Genomic DNA, 17771 nt, shown 5'->3' on the forward strand with positions numbered 1-17771 from the left:
GTTTTCAAAGTTCATTTTCTGTCGCTCAGAAGCGACTTTTAAATCATATCATTTAAAGCTTGTTTTGGTCAACAACTTTTTTAATGTTTTTGATTTTTTATTTTGTTTTGTTTTCCCTTGTTTGGGACAACATAGAATAATATATCAGTTATTTAGATTAATTACAACACTAAATCAAAAGAACTATTATTCTGAATTATTAGGATGATATATATTTATCTCAATATAGCCTTCTTATATGAAATAACAAATATGAAATAACAAAAAACCAGCCTTCTAATTGAAGGCTGGTTTTTTATAACCGTTCTATTTATTAACCTATTCTCTAAAGAATGCTAAGAATAGTAGGAACACTACAAACAATACGTACATTACTGGATGTACTTTTTTAATTTTCCCAGCAGCGATCATTGAAATCGGATAGAAAATGAAACCAACCGCGATACCCGTTGCAATACTATAAGTTAATGGCATTGCAATGATTGTAAAGAATGCTGGCACCGCAATTTCGAATTTCTTCCAATCAATTTGACCAATTGATGAAACCATTAAAACTCCGACTACTATTAATGCAGGTGAAGTTACCGCCGCAGTTACTACTCCTAAAAGTGGTGCGAAGAATAATGCTAATAAGAATAAGATACCTGTTACTACAGCAGAGAAACCTGTACGACCACCAGCAGCTACACCAGCAGTTGACTCAATATAAGAAGTCGTTGTACTTGTACCTAAAGTTGAACCAACTACTACCGCTGTTGCATCAACCATTAATGCTTTACCTGCTCTTTCAAGCTTGTTCTCTTTTAATAAACCAGCTTGGTTAGCTACTGCTACTAGTGTACCAGTTGCATCAAAGAAATCTACAATAAAGAATGTTAATACTACTGCAAACATTTTACCTGAAGAGAATACATCTGGAATATGTTTAATTGCTTGACCAAAAGTCGGAGCAATACTTGGAACCGGACCAACAACTGAAGATGGTAAATCGATAATTCCAAAAACCATTCCTGCAATAGCAGTGATGATCATCCCTAAAAATACACCAGCTTTAATTTTTCTAGCCATTAATACTACTGTAATTACTAATCCGAAAATCGTTAATAATACACCAGGTTCATTTAATTTACCTAATGCAACGAATGTTGCAGGGTTACTGATGATGATACCTGAATTTTTTAAACCAACAAAAGTAATAAAGAATCCAATACCACTACCGATTGCTAATTTTAACTCAATTGGAATTGCATTTATAATTTGTTCACGAAGACCTGTTAATGAAAGAATGATGAAAATAATACCTGAAACAAATACACCAGCTAATGCAGTTTGCCAAGGAACACCCATTCCAAGAACTACGTTAAAAGCAAAGAATGCATTTAATCCCATACCAGGTGCTAAAGCAATTGGATATTTTGCATATATGCCCATTAAAATCGATCCGTATGCTGCCGCTAATGATGTAGCAACGAAAATCGCTTCTTTATTCATTCTTAATGCTTCAGGAAAATCCTTTATATCTGATAATGATAAAACTGATGGATTTACGAATAATATATAAGCCATCGCTAAGAATGTAGTTAATCCAGCAATTGTTTCTTGACGATATGATGTACCTAACTTGTTGAACTCAAAATAATTACTGATACGTTCTTTCATGTGATCCTCCTAAGTTTTAGTCTTAAAAGTCGGTCTCTATTTAGAAAATAGAAAAGGCACTTTTACACATTGGTAAAAGCGCCTATCACGAGTAGTTTCATTTTGAACTTATTAACCCTAGAATAGTAGAATAATAGCTAAATAGCGGGTTAATAACATTCAAAAATCATCACTTCGTAGTCCGCCGTTTACGGTGGCGGGTAGAGACGCTAGTCCATATTCACTAGCATATACGACAAGTTATGACAAATTCTTTATTTAATTTACATCCTTATATTACAATCAGATTTAATTAGTGTCAACAGAAAAAACGAACATTTTTAATAAAATATTCGTTTTCGTTCGTTTTTACCATATTTTAGTTATTCTATTATACTTACTCATATGGAAATTCATATTTCGATCATTTAAACGGCTCAATTCACTGTAAATTCTAATAATTATTGTACTATAAAATAGTTCATAATAAAAATTTATCACTCAAAAAAGCTATAATCACTTTTTTAAGTGATTATAGCTTTTTATTCAAATGCTTTTATTCTAATTTATTTGTTCCTATTTCTTCTCCCAAAGTTCAATCCATCTGCCATCAGGATCTGAAATCCATGCAAATGCTCCGTATTCCCCAATTTCAGGATCCTTTAGTAGTTTTACACCAACTTCATTAAAATGATGTACCCATTCGTTAAGATCATCTACCTGCAAATTTAACATGACAGATTGTTCTTTCGGAAAATACTCACTGTCGTGTTTAAATAGAGAAAAAATCGTTTCGTTATCTGAATCCGGTTTGATAATTGTTCCGTTCCACTCTTCTAGAGAAATTAGCAAAGTTTCTTTGTACCATTTCTTTAATGCTTCGATATCATTAGTTCTCCAAAAAATTCCACCAAACCCTTTAATTTTCATTCATCAAACCTCCAACTTAGTTATGTTATGTATTTTAGATTTTACTAAAAAACTCAGCTCATCTCTAAAATGCACATTTCTTAATATAAAGATACCAATTTTGCCTACCATCTTCTATTTGACATTTTTTCTTCTAAACCTTTTTTTGATTAAACATAAAAAAAAAAGCTATAACCCCTATTTAAAAGAGGTTATAGCCCGTTGTATATTATTCCCACTCAATCGTTGCAGGTGGCTTACTAGTTATATCATAAACGATACGGTTTACATGTTTAACCTCATTTACGATACGAGTTGAGATTTTTTGAAGTACATCCCAATCAACACGTGCCCAGTCAGCAGTCATTCCATCAATAGATGTTACTGCACGGATACCTACAGTGTAATCATACGTACGCTCGTCACCCATTACTCCAACACTACGGATGTCAGGTAATACAGTGAAATATTGCCAAATTTCTTTATCTAATCCAGCTAATGCAATTTCTTCGCGTAAGATTGCATCTGATTCACGTACGATTTCAAGTTTTTGATCAGTAATTTCGCCTAATACGCGAATTCCTAAACCTGGTCCTGGGAATGGTTGTCTCCAAACGATTGCATCTGGAATACCTAATTCAGTACCAACTGCACGCACTTCATCTTTAAATAATGCGTTTAAAGGTTCGATTAAAGTGAATTGCATGTCTTCAGGTAATCCACCTACATTATGATGTGATTTGATTGTTTGAGCTGTAGCAGTACCGCTCTCAATGATATCTGTATAAAGTGTTCCTTGAGCTAAGAAATCCATACCTTCTAATCTAGCCGCTTCATCATCGAATACATAAATGAATTCGTTACCGATAATTTTACGTTTTTGTTCTGGGTCAGATACGCCAGCAAGTTTGCTTAAGAAACGATCTCTAGCATCTACTTTAATTACGTTCATGTGGAAGCCTTCGCTAAACGTCTTCATAACGCCTTCTGCTTCATCTTTACGTAATAAACCATGGTCAACAAAGATACATGTTAATTGATCACCGATTGCTTTATGAATTAATACAGCAACAACTGATGAATCTACACCACCACTAAGTGCACAAAGTACCTTTTTGTCACCAACTGTATTACGAATATTTTCTAGTTCAACTTCAATATAGTTTTTCATTGACCAGTTTGCTTCACATTCGCAAATATTGAATACGAAGTTCTTTAATAGATCATTACCGTATTCAGAGTGACGAACTTCTGGATGGAATTGTACACCATACATTTTTCTAGCTTCATTACTCATTGCTGCGATTGGACATGAAGCACTAGTAGCATCTACAACGAATCCTTCTGGTTGTTGAGTTACTTTATCACCGTGGCTCATCCAAACTACGTGATCTGTTGGTAAGTCTTTTAATAAAGCAGATGGATTTTGAATATTTAATTCAGCTTTTCCGTATTCACGGTTGTCAGCTTTAGCAACTGTTCCACCAAAATGTTGTGTCATTAATTGCATACCGTAGCAAATACCTAAAATAGGAATTTCTAAATCGAAAATAGCTTCGTCACAGAAAAAAGCATTTTCACCATATACGCTATTTGGTCCACCAGAGAATACAATCCCTTTTGCACCCATTTGTTTAATTTCCTCTGCAGTAATTGTATGAGGACGTAATTCACTATAAACACCGAATTCACGGATACGGCGTGCTATAAGTTGGTTATATTGACTTCCAAAATCTAGTACTACAATTGTGTCATGTTGTTGCAAAACGGTCACCCCATCTATATATATTGAATTAACGTATCAGTTAAACTGATACTATTTTTCCCAAAAAAAATAAAAAAAGCCGATTTTCTCCTCTATTTACATACGAAAAAATACGTATAAGAAGGCAGAAAATCAGACTTATGCTTAACATAGTCAGACTGCCTTCATAGTCAGGGCATGTTACGGTGCCCCGGTAGAGACTCTCGACCCGTATTGTCGAGGATATATGAAGAATAATGACGAATATTGTATTATTGTCTCATTCTAACACATGTAATTTTTCGGTCAAGGTATTTCATCTCATAAAAAAAATAAAATTTATTGGTAAATGGTACAACTTGTCATGAATATGATTATAGTGTACATTTTAACTAACGAACGGTAGGTAGTTTCGTTGTGCGTAGAGTGTCTTTTAGCTATAAAAGGGGGAATTTTTAATGAATTGGATTTACTTAGTTATAGCTGGTATGTCCGAGATCGCTTGGGCTTTTGGTCTTAAATACTCAGATGGATTTACGAATGTAATACCAACGATCCTTACAATCGCTGGAATTGTATTTAGTTTTTATTTATTTTCAAAAGCAGTTAGAGAGATTCCAATTGGAACCGCTTATGCAGTGTTTACAGGAATTGGAGCTGCTGGAACGGTCATCATTGGAATGTTATTTTTAGATGAAGCGGCATCTACGTTAAAAATCATTCTAGTTATTACATTATTAAGTGGTATTGTTGGCTTAAAATTGACTTCAAATGATAAAAAACCGGAAAAAGGAGATGCAGCATAATGGCTTGGTTATTTTTATTTATAGCAGGTTTAGGTGAAGTAGGATTTGTAATTTTTATGAAGCTATCAAATAACTTTAAAAAACTTAATTACTCCATTTTATGTATCTTATCTGGATGGACTAGTTTTTACTTATTATCAAAAGCTTTAAAAGTCATCCCCGTTGGAACCGGCTATACGATTTGGACAGGAATAGGTGCTGCCGGCTCTGTTTTGATTGGCATGTTATTTTTTAATGAATCACGTGAATGGAAGCGTCTCTTTTTTATTACATTAGTAATTGGATCGGTTGTCGGTTTAAAAATCATTTCTCCTCATTAAAAAAAAATCCCTTTTCGACATGCGAATTAGGGGTTTTTTCTTCCATTTTAAAAATTAAAATAGTTTGCTCCAAGTATTTTTCCCAACAATTCCATCAACAACTAGTCCATTACTTGCTTGAAATTTTTTAACTGCACTCTCTGTAACAGGACCAAATATTCCATCTGCAGTTATTTTAAGTTTTTGTTGTACGTGTTTCACAGACTCACCTTTTGAGCCCATTTTTAAAATACCAGGATACGGAATAGAATCCGCTTGTTGTTTCGGAGGATTTAATACAGCGTTAACTTGTTCTTTAAACTCGTTAAAACGCTCGGGGTGGTCTATGAAGGTTTTTGGACATGGTTTATGTGTAATATCATAATGTCTTACAATATCATTGGCATCTAATTTAAACATCTTACACAACTCAGCAACTACTCGAACCGCTCGTGTAATGGTATATTGTGAAACTGTACCGTCTTTTTCTAAACACATTTCAACACCTATTGAAAGTTTATTTGCGTTCGGTGCTAATTCAGGCACACCTCTATATACGCCACCACTACTATTTCTTTCGTAGTGATCATTCGCATGGTACGCGACTTCATCAAGCGGAATAATACAAATTGCCTCTTTAGAATCGACAAATAGATGAGCTGATGCATAAGTTTTATTCTTTATAGCGCTCCCGTTAAAATATCTTTGATGGCTTTGTGCACTTGCTCCAGGATTTGCAGTCCAATGTATTACAATTTTTTTAACGCCTTTTAACTTTATTGACGGCCTCGTATACTTGTTCATCGAAATAAAATCATTTCTCCAATATGCCAAATCTTAGCTCTCCTTTCTATTGTTTATGCATGTCCAATTAACACCGCTCGGATTACTTGGACATGTATATTAATACAGTATTCTAAAATAGGGAAATCGTTACAAAATTAAAGGAGAGCAATTAATTGCTCTCCTTGTTTTAGAAAATTTATTTAGTCTTAAGTGGTTTCACATAAATAGCTTGTGAAGAGTTTGTGGTTATACACCCGTCTAAGTCTTTTTCATTTAATAGTCCTAAATTGATTGCGGACTTAATTTTATCTCCATCTGGTCTTTTTACAATTTGAATTAAATCAGAAAGGTTTAATTCTTCTAACTTGTTAACTGTCATCTCCTCATCAAATTTTTCTCTTTTTCTTATAATTCGTTCAAGCTTTAAATTATTAACGATTAGTTCACCTTTTTCATTCGTTCCAACTTGGTGATCAAAATAACCATGAAATACTTTTTGTAGTTCTTCTAACTGATTTTCAATATCCTTTTTCTTTTGACTTAAATCATAATACTCATTCAACATTGGTTCTGTTATTTTGAAATTATTTTTCCTCCCCATTTCATAACACCACTTTTCAAAAGAAGATATTTTATCTTATTGTGAAAATAGACGAGTTATAACTTGAAATACATTTGATTTAAAAGTAAATTAACAATTATAAGTCTAAAAATAACCCGACTAAGTTGCTATATAGTGAATGAATTACGTATGTTATTTTATATATATCAAACTCTAAAAAGAAAGGAATCTTGATTATGTTGAAAAGCAACAATCATGATAGCGAACAGATAAATGTTTATTGAACCGATGCTATTACAAAATGCTGATAAACCATTTGACTCAGATAATCATTATTTTGAATTGAAATCAAATGGTGTTCGAGTAATGCTTGAAAGACAGGATGGAAAGAATAAACTTTTTAATCGAAATGGTACCGAGATCACAGAAAGAATTCCTGAACTCGAAAATATCGACTTAGATGATTGTTACTTAGACGGTGTATTAGTTTGTTATTGCGACGGCAAGGAAGATTTTGAAGCGGTTACCAATCGAGTAAGCTTTATTCAAGAGAATAAAATATTGCAAGGAAGTAAGCAATTTCCATTAACATATATTGCTTTTGATATTTTACGTCATAAAAATAAAAATTTAATAAAAGAACCATTATCCTATCGAAAGAATATCCTTTCAAAAACCTTAGTTGATCAGGATTCGATTAAAAAGAGTTTTTATATTGAGTCTGAAGGGACAATGTTTTTTGAACAAATTAAAACACTTGGACTAGAAGGTATTGTGGCTAAATCAAAGGACTCTACTTATATACCTGCACACCGATCTCTAAATTGGCTAAAAATTATTAACTGGCGATATGGTAATTACTATATAGCAGGGTATAAAAAACAAGGAATGGGATTATTAATCTCTGAAATCATAAATGGTGATTTTGTAAACGTGGGGATAGTAGAATTCGGAATGAATACTGGTCAGAAAACGGCCTTCTTTAGTATAACGAAGCATATAAAAACTGGAGAAGATAAAAATTATATTTATGTAGAACCCTTTGTTCGATGCGTGATAAAAAGTAGAGGGCAATTAAATAACGGAGAATTAATTGAACCTATTTTTCATGACTTTATTGTTTAAAAAAATCAAAATAAATACTTAGTAATCCCCTTTAAAGTAGAAAGTATTAGTCACTTATACAACTTAAAGGGGCTTCTTTATATCAGTCTATTTAAATAAAAGCCAAAGTACGAATATCCAAAATGGTATAGAAAATAAAAGACCAAAAAGGCAACCTCTAAATAAACCAATATTCATCTAAATCATCCTTAAAATTATTTAATAGAGTGTACTCTATCAACAATATTTTTTCTACTTGTAATAAGTTTAAATATACATATTTGTACAATATTTAGTCAATAATACCTTAGTTTTATTTACGTTACCTTTTTTTTCTATTTTGTTAGGCTTATTTCCGCTCATGTACGCCTAAAATTAAGACCATAGCATTATCTAAAAATAAAAAACCTTATAAGTACCAGGTTTTTTACTTTATTTTAGTATGTCATCTATATAGTTAACCACGAAGTGTAGTCTATTATTAATTACATTTACCAGAGGAGAAAGTATGACGATGTTACTTTAAATATTAAATGCCGCCTTTAAGAATGATTCTGATTACTGCCATAATTATTGCTCCTATTATTAATCGTACAGTCCAACTAGTGTTACTTTCAATTCTCTCAATCTTTTGTTCAACTTTCCTAATTGTACTTTCTGCAACGGCTAAACGTTCCTTGATTTCTGCAACCTTTTCTTGTAGCTCTTTAATTTCGTCTATCTTCTCCCCTCATTTCCATTAGTTTGTACTCTACTTAATATATTCTGAATTTACTATATTTGTTAAAGGGAAATAGTAGGAAAGTAATAAAAATTAAAACTATCTTTATCATTGAGGTTCTAGATGGTATAAAGTAAGTTTTGAACTTTGTTATTTTTTTCTTCTTTCAAATTAAAAAACCACTTCCATTTAGGAAGTGGTTTTTTTAATTGATATTGTAACAGCATCACAAAAATGTGAGGCGACTTATTACATCATGCCGCCCATTCCGCCCATACCCATGTCAGGCATTGCTGGAGCGTTTTTCTCAGGGATGTCAGCTACTACTGCTTCAGTTGTTAAGAACATAGCTGAAACAGATGCTGCGTTTTGAAGTGCAGAACGAGTAACTTTAGTTGGGTCAACGATTCCTTCTTCAATCATGTTTACCCATTGTCCGTTAGCAGCATTGAAACCAACGCCTACTTCCGCACCTTTTAATTTTTCAATGATTACTGATCCTTCTAAACCAGCATTTGTAGCGATTTGACGAACTGGAGATTCAAGTGCACGTAATACGATGTTGATACCAGTCGCTATGTCACCTTCTGCTTCAATTGCAGCTACTTTATTGTATACGCTCATTAATGCAGTACCACCACCAGCTACAATACCTTCTTCAACTGCAGCACGTGTAGAGTTTAATGCATCTTCAATACGTAATTTACGTTCTTTTAATTCAGTTTCAGTTGCAGCACCAACTTTGATTACTGCTACACCGCCAGCTAATTTAGCTAAACGCTCTTGTAATTTTTCGCGATCGAATTCAGAAGTAGTTTCTTCTAATTGAGCACGGATTACACCGATACGTTGTTGGATTGATGCTGTTTCACCAGCACCTTCAACGATTGTAGTGTTTTCTTTTGTTACTACAACTTTTGAAGCGCGACCTAATTGAGTGATGTTAGTTGTTTTAAGATCTAATCCTAATTCTTCTGTAATCACTTCACCGCCAGTTAAGATTGCGATGTCTTCTAACATTGCTTTACGACGGTCACCAAAGCCAGGAGCTTTAACAGTAACTGCGTTGAATGTACCACGTAATTTGTTTACGATGATTGTTGCTTGTGCTTCACCTTCAACATCTTCAGCAATGATTAATAGTGGCTTACCTTGTTGAACAACTTGCTCAAGTACCGGTAAGATTTCTTGAATATTTGTTACTTTTTTATCTGTAATTAAGATATATGGATTTTCTAATTCAGCAACCATTTTCTCTGAATTTGTAACCATGTATGGTGAAGAGTATCCACGGTCAAATTGCATACCTTCTACTACTTCTAATTCAGTTGTGAAGCCTTTAGATTCTTCAAGTGTAATAACACCGTCGTTACCTACGCGCTCCATTGCTTCAGCGATTAATTGTCCTACTTCTGGATCTGCTGAAGAAATTGCAGCAACCTGTGCGATTGACTCTTTACCTTCAATTGGTTTAGAGATTGTTTTTAATTCTTCAATTGCTACAGCAACTGCTTTTTCGATACCTTTACGGATACCCATTGGGTTTGCACCAGCAGTTACGTTTTTAAGACCTTCACGAATCATAGCTTGCGCTAAAACTGTCGCAGTAGTTGTACCGTCCCCAGCAATCTCGTTCGTTTTGCTAGCAACTTCTGCAACTAATTTTGCACCCATGTTTTCGAATGCATCTTCTAATTCGATTTCTTTTGCGATTGTAACACCGTCATTTGTAATTAATGGAGAACCGAATTTTTTCTCAAGAACTACGTTACGTCCTTTTGGTCCTAATGTTACTTTTACAGCATCAGCTAAAGCGTCTACACCACGTAACATTGCGCGACGAGCTTCTTCACCAAATCTAATGTCCTTAGCCATTGAAATGACCTCCTTATAATATAAAAAATTTATTTTTTAATTTAAGTATTTTATTTTATTAACCTATGATTGCAAGAATATCGTTTTCGCGAAGTACTAGGTATTCAGTACCACCGTACTTAACTTCTGTACCTGAGTATTTAGAGAAGATAATGCGGTCACCTACAGATACTTCTAAAGCAATGCGCTCACCATTTTCAAGTACACGTCCAGTACCTACTGCAACAACTTTGCCTTCTTGTGGCTTTTCTTGTGCACTACCTGGTAACACGATACCGCTAGCAGTTTTTTCTTCAGACTCAACAAGCTCAATTACAACACGATCACCTAATGGCTTTAACATGTGTAATACCTCCTCAATAATCAAATCATTATTTTTTAGCACTCATTAATATTGAGTGCTAACACAATTAATAGTTTAAATAATATCAAAAAATTTTGCAAGTCTGAAGCAGGCACTTTTCTTGTCGAAATATAATAAGTTTTATCTTTACAATTAAATGTAAAATAAAAAACGAAAATTTCTTTTAAGAAACTAAAGAAACGAGTAAAATAATGTACATGTTGTTATCAACCTTTGGGTTATGAAAAATATCAACACAAAGGAGCTATCTTATTGAAAACTAGAGATTTATTGATTATCTTAACTTATGCTGTTATTCAATATTCGGCGGCATTTGGGGTTCCCTATTTATTAAATAGTAATTTATACGCTGGAGTGGAAAAGAAGACTGCTTCCCTTGAAGCGGTGGCCTTATGGAGTTGTATTAGCTTCATAACTGGTTTAATTATTATACTGATTTTATTACATAAGCCCATTTTTGAAGGAATGAAGAATTTTAAGCATAACTATCGTACAATATTAAATTGGGTAATTTTAGGTTACTTCATTACGATGGCAACTCAAATTGTGTGTAATATCATTTTAATTTATGTATTCAATTTACATACAGGCTCTGAAAATACTCAAAATATCTTAAATATTGCTAAACTGAATCCTGCATTTATTATCATACCAAGTCTAGTAGCACCGATATTAGAAGAGATAATTTTCCGCCGAATCATTTTCAAAAGGCTTTATAATCGCTTACCATTTATTATTTCTGCTGGGATTAGTTCAGCAATATTTTCGTTTATGCATGGCGACTTACCATTCTTTTTATCTTACTTCCTAATTGGTTTCGTATTTTGTTATTTATACAAACGTACAAATTCAATTATCGTTCCAATTTTAACACATATGTTAATGAACACATTTGTAGTTTTTCAGCAGTTAAATTTACATTAAAGAAACCCCCAATATTTTGGGGGTTTTTAAATTAATCTAATTTTATTGTTGTAAAAAATATGCCAATGTTTGTAGTTCAACCGCTAGGTCTATATGATGAATACGAATATGTTCTGGTACACTAATTCGAGCAGGAGTAAAATTTAAGATTCCTCTTATATTTTTTCCATTTAATCGATCTGCTATTGATTGAGCTACAGGTGCAGGTACAGTTAAAATAACGATTTGAATATCATCATTCATTACGTCTTCTAAATTATCTAAATTATAGACAGGTACTCCACCAATTTCAGTTCCAATCTTATTTGGATCAATATCAAATGCCATTTCAATTTTAGTATTATTATTTTTTATAAAATTATAGTGTAAGAATGCAGTCCCTAAATTACCTACACCAATTAATGCAACTTTCATCACTTCATGTTGGTTAAGCGCTTTCGAGAAAAAAGTTAATAAGTAATTTACGTTATATCCATATCCTTTTTTTCCAAGTGCTCCAAAATAAGAAAAATCTCTTCTAATCGTAGCGGAATCTACCTTTACTGCTTCACTTAACTCTGCTGAAGAAACTCTTTGTTTACCTGATAAAGACAAATTCTTTATAAAACGGTAATATAAAGGTAGACGTTTAGCAGTAGCTTGTGGAATTTTAATTTGTTCCGAGTCCATTTTTTAATCCCCCACTTACTGTAATTCTTTTTACTATGGTGTGTAATTTAGCTTTACTTTAGTAATAAAGTACTTGTTCTAATGTAAAATATACACTATATTTAAGAATTTTGACAGTCTACAGTTACTCAGATAAAAAATTTTGCAATGAGGTGTTATCCATGATTCTTTTACAAGTAAATAATGTCTCAAAGTATTTTGGTAGTGACATTATTCTTTCAAATATAAAATTAGAAGTTCAAACGAATGATCGAGTTGCGATTGTTGGTCGTAATGGCGCAGGAAAATCTACATTACTCAAAATAATAGCTGGTGAATTGTCTTACGACGGAGGCGAGATAAATAAGCCTAAGGACGTTACTGTAGGCTACCTAGCCCAAAATACTGGATTACAAAGTGATCAAACGATATGGGAAGAATATTATTCTGTTTTTAATCATTTAGTTGAGATGCAGGAAAATATGAGAAAATTAGAAGTAAAAATGACTCAAGAAGAAGTCTATTCTAATCAGCCTGTTTATGACAAGATAATGAATGAATATGATCATCTTCAATATACATTCAAAGAAAACGGCGGTTATCAGTTTGAAGCAGATATTCGTTCAATTATTAGCGGCTTAGGTTTCAGTAATGAAGATTACGAAACAAAAATTTCTTCGTTAAGCGGTGGGCAAAAAACAAGACTTGCTTTAGGTAAACTATTATTAACAAAGCCTGATCTATTAATACTGGATGAGCCTACAAATCACTTGGATATTGATACACTTAGTTGGTTAGAGCGTTATTTACAATCTTATCCTGGTGCGGTATTAATTGTATCCCACGATCGATATTTCCTTGATCAAGTTGTAAATATTGTTTATGAAATATCTAATCGTAGGCATCAACGTTTTGTTGGGAACTATAGTAAATATCTTGATTTAAAAGCTGCTCAATATGAGCAAGAGCTTAAACAGTTCGAAAAACAACAAGAAGAAATCTCTAAGCTTGAAGATTTTGTACAACGTAATATTGCACGTGCCTCAACTACAAAAAGAGCACAAAGTCGTAGAAAACAGCTCGACAGAATGGTTCGATTAGACAAGCCACTTGGAGAAGATTCTTCAGCTAATTTTTCATTTGCAATTGAAAAACAAAGTGGAAATGACGTCCTTTCAGTACAAGATTTATTTATTGGATATAACCGCATCCCTACAATTGATCAAACAATGAAGTTTGTATTGAACCGAGGAGATAGTGTTGCACTAGTCGGTCCAAACGGTGTTGGAAAGTCGACATTACTTAAGACGATTATTGGTGATTTAAATAAATTACAAGGAACAATTGATTTTGGTGCAAATGTTTCGGTCGGTTATTATGACCAGGAGCAAGCTAAGCTTACATCTAACAAAAGAGTATTAGATGAACTTTGGGATGATTATCCATTAAAGCCTGAACAAGAGATTCGAACAATATTAGGGAATTTTTTATTTTCTGGCGATGATGTGACTAAAATCGTTACCTCTTTAAGCGGTGGAGAAAAAGCAAGATTAGCATTAGCAAAACTTATGATGAAAAAAGCTAATTTTCTAATTCTTGATGAGCCTACCAACCATTTGGATTTAGATAGTAAAGAAGTTTTAGAAAATGCTTTATTAGATTATCCTGGGACTATTTTGTTTGTATCACATGATCGTTATTTTATGAACAGATTATCCACAAAAACTTTCGAACTAGCAAAAGAAGGATTATCAATTTATCTAGGTGATTATGACTATTACCAATTTAAGAAAAACGAAGCATATGAGAAAGAACAAGCTGAAAAAGAAGTTATGTTAACACAAGTTAAACAATCATCTCAACCAGTTTCCGATTATCAACAAGACAAAGAATTAAAGAAAAAACTTCGTCAAACTCAGCGTCGTATTGAGGAGATTGAAAGCAATATCTCGCAATTTGAGCTTGATATAGAAACAATCGAACTAGAACTATGCAAACCAGAAGTTTACGGAGACTTTCAATTAGTACACGAATTAACAAGTAAGAAAAATGATTTAGAAGCTAAGTTAATAGACCTAATGGAAGAATGGGAAAACTTACAAGAGTAATGATTAAACGGATACGCTAATAGCTATCCGTTTTTTCTTATCTACATTTTTATCCACATAACTTTTGCTATATTTTAGCTTTTACACAGGTTTATACACATTATCCACAGAAAAATAGCAATGTTATACACATTTTTGTGCACAAGGTTTAATAAGTTTTTAACAAAGAAAAAGTACTTATCCACATTTTATTAAAAAAATTGTGAATAAGTACTTTTTACATATTCTCTAAATCTAAGCCAGGGTTACCGTTTAGTGCCAAATTACCTAGTTTCCCTTGCTTTAATCTGATAAAAGCAGCTGCACCGATCATCGCTGCATTATCTGTACAAAGTGATAATGGCGGTATAATTAATTCTATATCATTTAAGTCATTCATCTCATTTTGTAATGAAGCTCTTAATCCTTTATTAGCTGCTACTCCACCTGCTAATAAAACTTGTTTCACATCATATTCTTTTGCAGCTTTAATCGTTTTTGAAACAATTACTTCAATTACACTTGCTTGGAAGCTGGCAGCTACATTAGCTGGCGACACTTCCTCACCTCTTTGTTCAGCATTGTGCATATAATTAATAACTGCTGACTTTAAACCACTAAAGCTAAAATCATAACTACCTTCTTCTAACCAAGCTCTAGGAAATGGAATATTTGCCGTTCCTTCTTGTGCTAGACGATCGATGTGTGGACCACCTGGATAAGGCAATTTAAGCGTTCTAGCAACCTTATCATAGGCCTCACCTGCCGCGTCGTCTCGTGTTTCTCCTATTACTTCAAAAACGCCATCTTCCTTCATATAAACAAGCTCTGTATGCCCACCAGAAACTACTAAAGCTAATAGTGGATATTGTAAAGGCTGTACTAGTTGATTGGCATATATATGACCTGCAATGTGGTGAACACCTATTAGAGGTAATCCATGAGCAAAGGCAATTGCTTTTGCAGCATTTACTCCAATTAGTAATGCACCTACTAGTCCTGGACCCTCTGTAACAGCAATGGCAGCTAAATCCTCATAGTTAATCTGTGCTTGCTCCATCGCTTCTTCAATTACCACCGTTATTTGCTCAACATGTAATCGTGAAGCGACTTCAGGTACTACTCCACCAAAACGTTTGTGTATATCGATCTGTGTTGCTACTACATTACTTAGAATTTCATTTCCATTTTTAATAATAGCTGCTGAGGTTTCATCACAACTTGTCTCTATAGCTAGTATTAAACAATTTTCATTCATCATTTCAAATTCACCCACATCACTAATGCATCCTCAAAATTATCTGTATAATAGCTTTTTCGAATCCCACCGTCTTGGAATCCTAGCTTACGATACAGTCCCATTGCTACATGATTCGATACCCTTACTTCTAATGTTAAAGTTTCTGCTCCAAGGTTTTTAGCAGTTTCCATTACTGCTCGAAGTAACTTTTCACCTAGACTCTTCCCTCTATAGTCCGGTAAAATAGCTATATTTGTAATATGTCCCTCGTCAATGACTACCCATAACCCACAATATCCAATTATCTTCTCATCAACTTCAGCAACTAAATAATTGGCAAATTGATTTGAATATAATTCATTATAAAATGCATCATGTGTCCATGGTGTTGGGAACGATTTTTTTTCAATTTCCACTATTTGATCTAAATCTTCTTCTTTCATTTTCCGAAAAGCAACCGATGAGATCATAATATCCTCCTACTTTTCTTGGCTAGCTAGCCAATTAGCTTCTGCTTCTGATAATCTTAAATATTCTGGTGAAAAATTGTGTACCGATTCTTCACTTTCTTCTAAACTACATGTAAACAGTTCACTTGGTCTCTGATTATTCATACTAGCATTTACAAAAACAGCCTTATCTTTTAAGTGCTCTATAATAAATTCTTTATGTAATGATACATCATTACCAATAAATAAAATTTGTTCATTATATGATTTAAGTTTTTCAACCCATAAACTGCGATCAATATTACAGTCCTCTAAGACACTATTAGTAGGTTCCCCTCTGAAATCATAAAGACCAGTAAATAATAAATTACGTCTTGCATCAAAAATAGGACAAACTAACCCATTAAAAAATCGCCCATTCGCAGCTAGTACTTTCAGACTTGAAACACCTATAATCGGAATATTTAAGGTGAAGGCCAATGTTTTTGCTACTGTTACACCAATGCGCACTCCAGTGTATGAGCCTGGTCCTTTTGCGACAACTATTTTAGATAGTTCCTTAGGTTTTATATTGCATTCTTCCATTAATGTATTAATGGCTGGCATTAATCGGACAGAATGATTTTTATTTATAAATGTTATCGTTTCTCCAATAACAGATTGGTCCTTAATTAGACTAATCCCCATAACATTTGTAGAAGTATCAATTGCTAAAACGGTCATTATTAATTAGCTCCTTACAAATAAATTCATACCTTGCTCCATTTGGAATAAAAGTAATCATTCTACCATTTTCTTCATGAGTTATTATGATTTTTAAGAATTCATTTGGTAAGTAATCTTCAATTAAATGAGCCCATTCCACAACACAAACACCTTCACCCATAAAATACTCATCAAAACCTAAATCTTCATTACTGCCTTCTAAGCGGTACACATCCATATGATATAAAGGAATTCTTCCTTTATATTCTTTTATAATATTAAAAGTTGGGCTATTAACAGTTCTTTTTACTTCAAGACCTTTCGCAAAACCTTTTGTAAAGGTTGTCTTACCTGCACCAAGATCTCCTTCTAATAATATTACATCTTTTTGTTGTACTAATTGTCCGAGAAAAAATGCAATTGATTGAGTTTCTTCCTCAGTATTTGTATGTAAAACAATTTCCAATTACTTCACCACCAAAATTCTAACTCGTCTATTTCTAACTTTGCCATATTATATCATTTCAAAACATTAAGCAGATGTCAAACAGTAATATCCTTTAGAATAGTTTAAATTAATCTACTGTTTTTATATTTCCTAGAAGTAAACATTCTTCAAACTGATCAATATATGGTTTACTTCAAAAATCTTCATTAATTCTCATATAATAAAAAAAACGAAACAATTGTTTGTTTCGTTTAAGAATCGTATGTATGGCGGTCCCGACCGGGATCGAACCGGCGATCTCCTGCGTGACAGGCAGGCATGTTAACCGCTACACCACGGGACCATTTTGGTTGCGGGGACAGGATTTGAACCTGCGACCTTCGGGTTATGAGCCCGACGAGCTACCAGACTGCTCCACCCCGCGATAATGTAATAAAATGAAAACCAGGCGACGTTCTACTC

General features: G+C 33.3%; 18 protein-coding genes, 2 tRNA genes and 2 riboswitches. Of the genes, 5 read left to right on the forward strand and 15 right to left on the reverse strand.

Annotation, left to right across the window (positions count from 1 at the left end):
* Positions 1–318: 318 nt before the first annotated feature.
* The 3 genes from CN692_RS18860 to guaA form a co-directional block, all read right to left on the reverse strand.
* Complete coding sequence (locus tag CN692_RS18860) at positions 319–1647, reverse strand: NCS2 family permease (protein ID WP_098120721.1); 1329 nt, start codon at positions 1645–1647, stop codon at positions 319–321.
* Positions 1648–1816: 169 nt separating this feature from the next.
* Positions 1817–1915, reverse strand: a riboswitch (purine riboswitch).
* Between the two features lie 299 nt (positions 1916–2214).
* Complete coding sequence (locus CN692_RS18865; RefSeq protein WP_098120705.1) at positions 2215–2568, reverse strand: VOC family protein; 354 nt, start codon at positions 2566–2568, stop codon at positions 2215–2217.
* A gap of 208 nt (positions 2569–2776) precedes the next feature.
* Positions 2777–4312: a glutamine-hydrolyzing GMP synthase gene (gene guaA / locus CN692_RS18870; protein WP_373605008.1), complete on the reverse strand. Its 1536-nt coding sequence runs from the start codon at positions 4310–4312 to the stop codon at positions 2777–2779.
* A 147-nt stretch (positions 4313–4459) separates the two neighbouring features.
* A riboswitch (purine riboswitch) is annotated at positions 4460–4562 on the reverse strand.
* A gap of 187 nt (positions 4563–4749) precedes the next feature.
* On the opposite strand from guaA, the gene CN692_RS18875 reads away from it, so the two are divergent.
* Together CN692_RS18875 and CN692_RS18880 are read left to right on the forward strand one after the other, a co-directional pair.
* Positions 4750–5097 carry a DMT family transporter gene (locus tag CN692_RS18875; protein WP_098120707.1) on the forward strand — a complete coding sequence of 116 codons (348 nt, stop codon included), beginning with the start codon at positions 4750–4752 and terminating at the stop codon, positions 5095–5097.
* Complete coding sequence (locus tag CN692_RS18880) at positions 5097–5417, forward strand: DMT family transporter (RefSeq protein ID WP_098120708.1); 321 nt, start codon at positions 5097–5099, stop codon at positions 5415–5417. The genes CN692_RS18875 and CN692_RS18880 overlap by 1 nt, the downstream gene beginning before the upstream one ends.
* A 54-nt stretch (positions 5418–5471) precedes the next feature.
* Here CN692_RS18880 and CN692_RS18885 read toward each other — a convergent pair whose 3' ends face one another.
* Positions 5472–6230: a peptidoglycan recognition protein family protein gene (locus tag CN692_RS18885; protein WP_098120709.1), complete on the reverse strand. Its 759-nt coding sequence runs from the start codon at positions 6228–6230 to the stop codon at positions 5472–5474.
* Positions 6231–6378: 148 nt separating this feature from the next.
* A complete protein-coding gene (locus CN692_RS18890) occupies positions 6379–6783 on the reverse strand; it encodes a hypothetical protein (RefSeq protein ID WP_098120710.1) in 405 nt (134 codons plus the stop codon).
* Positions 6784–7017: 234 nt separating this feature from the next.
* Between CN692_RS18890 and CN692_RS18895 the strand changes: the two genes are divergently transcribed.
* Complete coding sequence (locus tag CN692_RS18895; protein WP_098120711.1) at positions 7018–7869, forward strand: ATP-dependent DNA ligase; 852 nt, start codon at positions 7018–7020, stop codon at positions 7867–7869.
* A 508-nt stretch (positions 7870–8377) separates the two neighbouring features.
* Here CN692_RS18895 and CN692_RS27220 read toward each other — a convergent pair.
* The 3 genes from CN692_RS27220 to groES all read right to left on the reverse strand — a co-directional run bounded on the left by CN692_RS27220 (position 8378) and on the right by groES (position 10787).
* Positions 8378–8569, reverse strand: coding sequence for a hemolysin XhlA family protein (locus tag CN692_RS27220; protein ID WP_098120722.1), 192 nt, complete (start codon positions 8567–8569; stop codon positions 8378–8380).
* Positions 8570–8818: 249 nt separating this feature from the next.
* The gene (groL, locus tag CN692_RS18905; protein WP_098120712.1) at positions 8819–10444 is read right to left on the reverse strand and encodes a chaperonin GroEL; all 1626 of its coding nucleotides are present in this window, start codon (positions 10442–10444) and stop codon (positions 8819–8821) included.
* Positions 10445–10502: 58 nt separating this feature from the next.
* The gene (groES, locus tag CN692_RS18910) at positions 10503–10787 is read right to left on the reverse strand and encodes a co-chaperone GroES (RefSeq protein ID WP_098120713.1); all 285 of its coding nucleotides are present in this window, start codon (positions 10785–10787) and stop codon (positions 10503–10505) included.
* Between the two features lie 273 nt (positions 10788–11060).
* On the opposite strand from groES, the gene CN692_RS18915 reads away from it, so the two are divergent.
* Positions 11061–11732 (forward strand): CPBP family intramembrane glutamic endopeptidase, encoded by a 672-nt coding sequence (locus tag CN692_RS18915; protein ID WP_098120714.1) that lies wholly within the window; start codon positions 11061–11063, stop codon positions 11730–11732.
* 42 nt (positions 11733–11774) lie between these two features.
* On the opposite strand, the gene CN692_RS18920 is transcribed toward CN692_RS18915, so the two are convergent.
* Entirely contained in the window at positions 11775–12401 is a 627-nt protein-coding gene (locus CN692_RS18920) for a redox-sensing transcriptional repressor Rex (RefSeq protein ID WP_098120715.1), read from the reverse strand.
* A 161-nt stretch (positions 12402–12562) separates the two neighbouring features.
* Between CN692_RS18920 and CN692_RS18925 the strand changes: the two genes are divergently transcribed.
* Positions 12563–14488, forward strand: coding sequence for an ABC-F family ATP-binding cassette domain-containing protein (locus tag CN692_RS18925; RefSeq protein ID WP_098120716.1), 1926 nt, complete (start codon positions 12563–12565; stop codon positions 14486–14488).
* Positions 14489–14705: 217 nt separating this feature from the next.
* Here the strand turns inward: CN692_RS18925 and tsaD are convergent, their stop codons facing one another.
* From tsaD to CN692_RS18955, 6 genes are all read right to left on the reverse strand, one after another.
* Positions 14706–15725 (reverse strand): tRNA (adenosine(37)-N6)-threonylcarbamoyltransferase complex transferase subunit TsaD, encoded by a 1020-nt coding sequence (gene tsaD / locus CN692_RS18930; protein ID WP_179865692.1) that lies wholly within the window; start codon positions 15723–15725, stop codon positions 14706–14708.
* The gene (rimI, locus tag CN692_RS18935; protein WP_098120718.1) at positions 15725–16177 is read right to left on the reverse strand and encodes a ribosomal protein S18-alanine N-acetyltransferase; all 453 of its coding nucleotides are present in this window, start codon (positions 16175–16177) and stop codon (positions 15725–15727) included. Before rimI ends, tsaD begins: the two co-directional genes overlap by 1 nt.
* A gap of 9 nt (positions 16178–16186) precedes the next feature.
* Positions 16187–16879, reverse strand: coding sequence for a tRNA (adenosine(37)-N6)-threonylcarbamoyltransferase complex dimerization subunit type 1 TsaB (tsaB, locus tag CN692_RS18940; RefSeq protein ID WP_098120719.1), 693 nt, complete (start codon positions 16877–16879; stop codon positions 16187–16189).
* A complete protein-coding gene (tsaE, locus tag CN692_RS18945; RefSeq protein ID WP_098120720.1) occupies positions 16860–17327 on the reverse strand; it encodes a tRNA (adenosine(37)-N6)-threonylcarbamoyltransferase complex ATPase subunit type 1 TsaE in 468 nt (155 codons plus the stop codon). The genes tsaB and tsaE overlap by 20 nt, the downstream gene beginning before the upstream one ends.
* Before the next feature lie 249 nt (positions 17328–17576).
* A tRNA-Asp gene (locus tag CN692_RS18950) sits at positions 17577–17652 on the reverse strand.
* Between the two features lie 4 nt (positions 17653–17656).
* Positions 17657–17733: transfer RNA gene (locus CN692_RS18955), tRNA-Met, on the reverse strand.
* Positions 17734–17771: the final 38 nt, after the last annotated feature.

The organism is Bacillus sp. AFS002410 (assembly GCF_002556365.1).
Lineage (GTDB): Bacteria > Bacillota > Bacilli > Bacillales > Bacillaceae_G > Gottfriedia.

Excerpts from the sequence above, each read along its gene's own strand:
- CN692_RS18865 (WP_098120705.1), bottom strand. The coding sequence starts at position 2,568 with ATGAAAATTAAAGGGTTTGGTGGAATTTTTTGGAGAACTAATGATATC.
- CN692_RS18875 (WP_098120707.1), top strand. The coding sequence starts at position 4,750 with ATGAATTGGATTTACTTAGTTATAGCTGGTATGTCCGAGATCGCTTGG.
- CN692_RS18880 (WP_098120708.1), top strand. The coding sequence starts at position 5,097 with ATGGCTTGGTTATTTTTATTTATAGCAGGTTTAGGTGAAGTAGGATTT.
- CN692_RS18890 (WP_098120710.1), bottom strand. The coding sequence starts at position 6,783 with ATGGGGAGGAAAAATAATTTCAAAATAACAGAACCAATGTTGAATGAG.
- CN692_RS18895 (WP_098120711.1), top strand. The coding sequence starts at position 7,018 with ATGTTTATTGAACCGATGCTATTACAAAATGCTGATAAACCATTTGAC.
- groL (WP_098120712.1), bottom strand. The coding sequence starts at position 10,444 with ATGGCTAAGGACATTAGATTTGGTGAAGAAGCTCGTCGCGCAATGTTA.
- groES (WP_098120713.1), bottom strand. The coding sequence starts at position 10,787 with ATGTTAAAGCCATTAGGTGATCGTGTTGTAATTGAGCTTGTTGAGTCT.
- CN692_RS18920 (WP_098120715.1), bottom strand. The coding sequence starts at position 12,401 with ATGGACTCGGAACAAATTAAAATTCCACAAGCTACTGCTAAACGTCTA.
- CN692_RS18925 (WP_098120716.1), top strand. The coding sequence starts at position 12,563 with ATGATTCTTTTACAAGTAAATAATGTCTCAAAGTATTTTGGTAGTGAC.
- tsaD (WP_179865692.1), bottom strand. The coding sequence starts at position 15,725 with ATGAATGAAAATTGTTTAATACTAGCTATAGAGACAAGTTGTGATGAA.
- rimI (WP_098120718.1), bottom strand. The coding sequence starts at position 16,177 with ATGATCTCATCGGTTGCTTTTCGGAAAATGAAAGAAGAAGATTTAGAT.
- tsaB (WP_098120719.1), bottom strand. The coding sequence starts at position 16,879 with ATGACCGTTTTAGCAATTGATACTTCTACAAATGTTATGGGGATTAGT.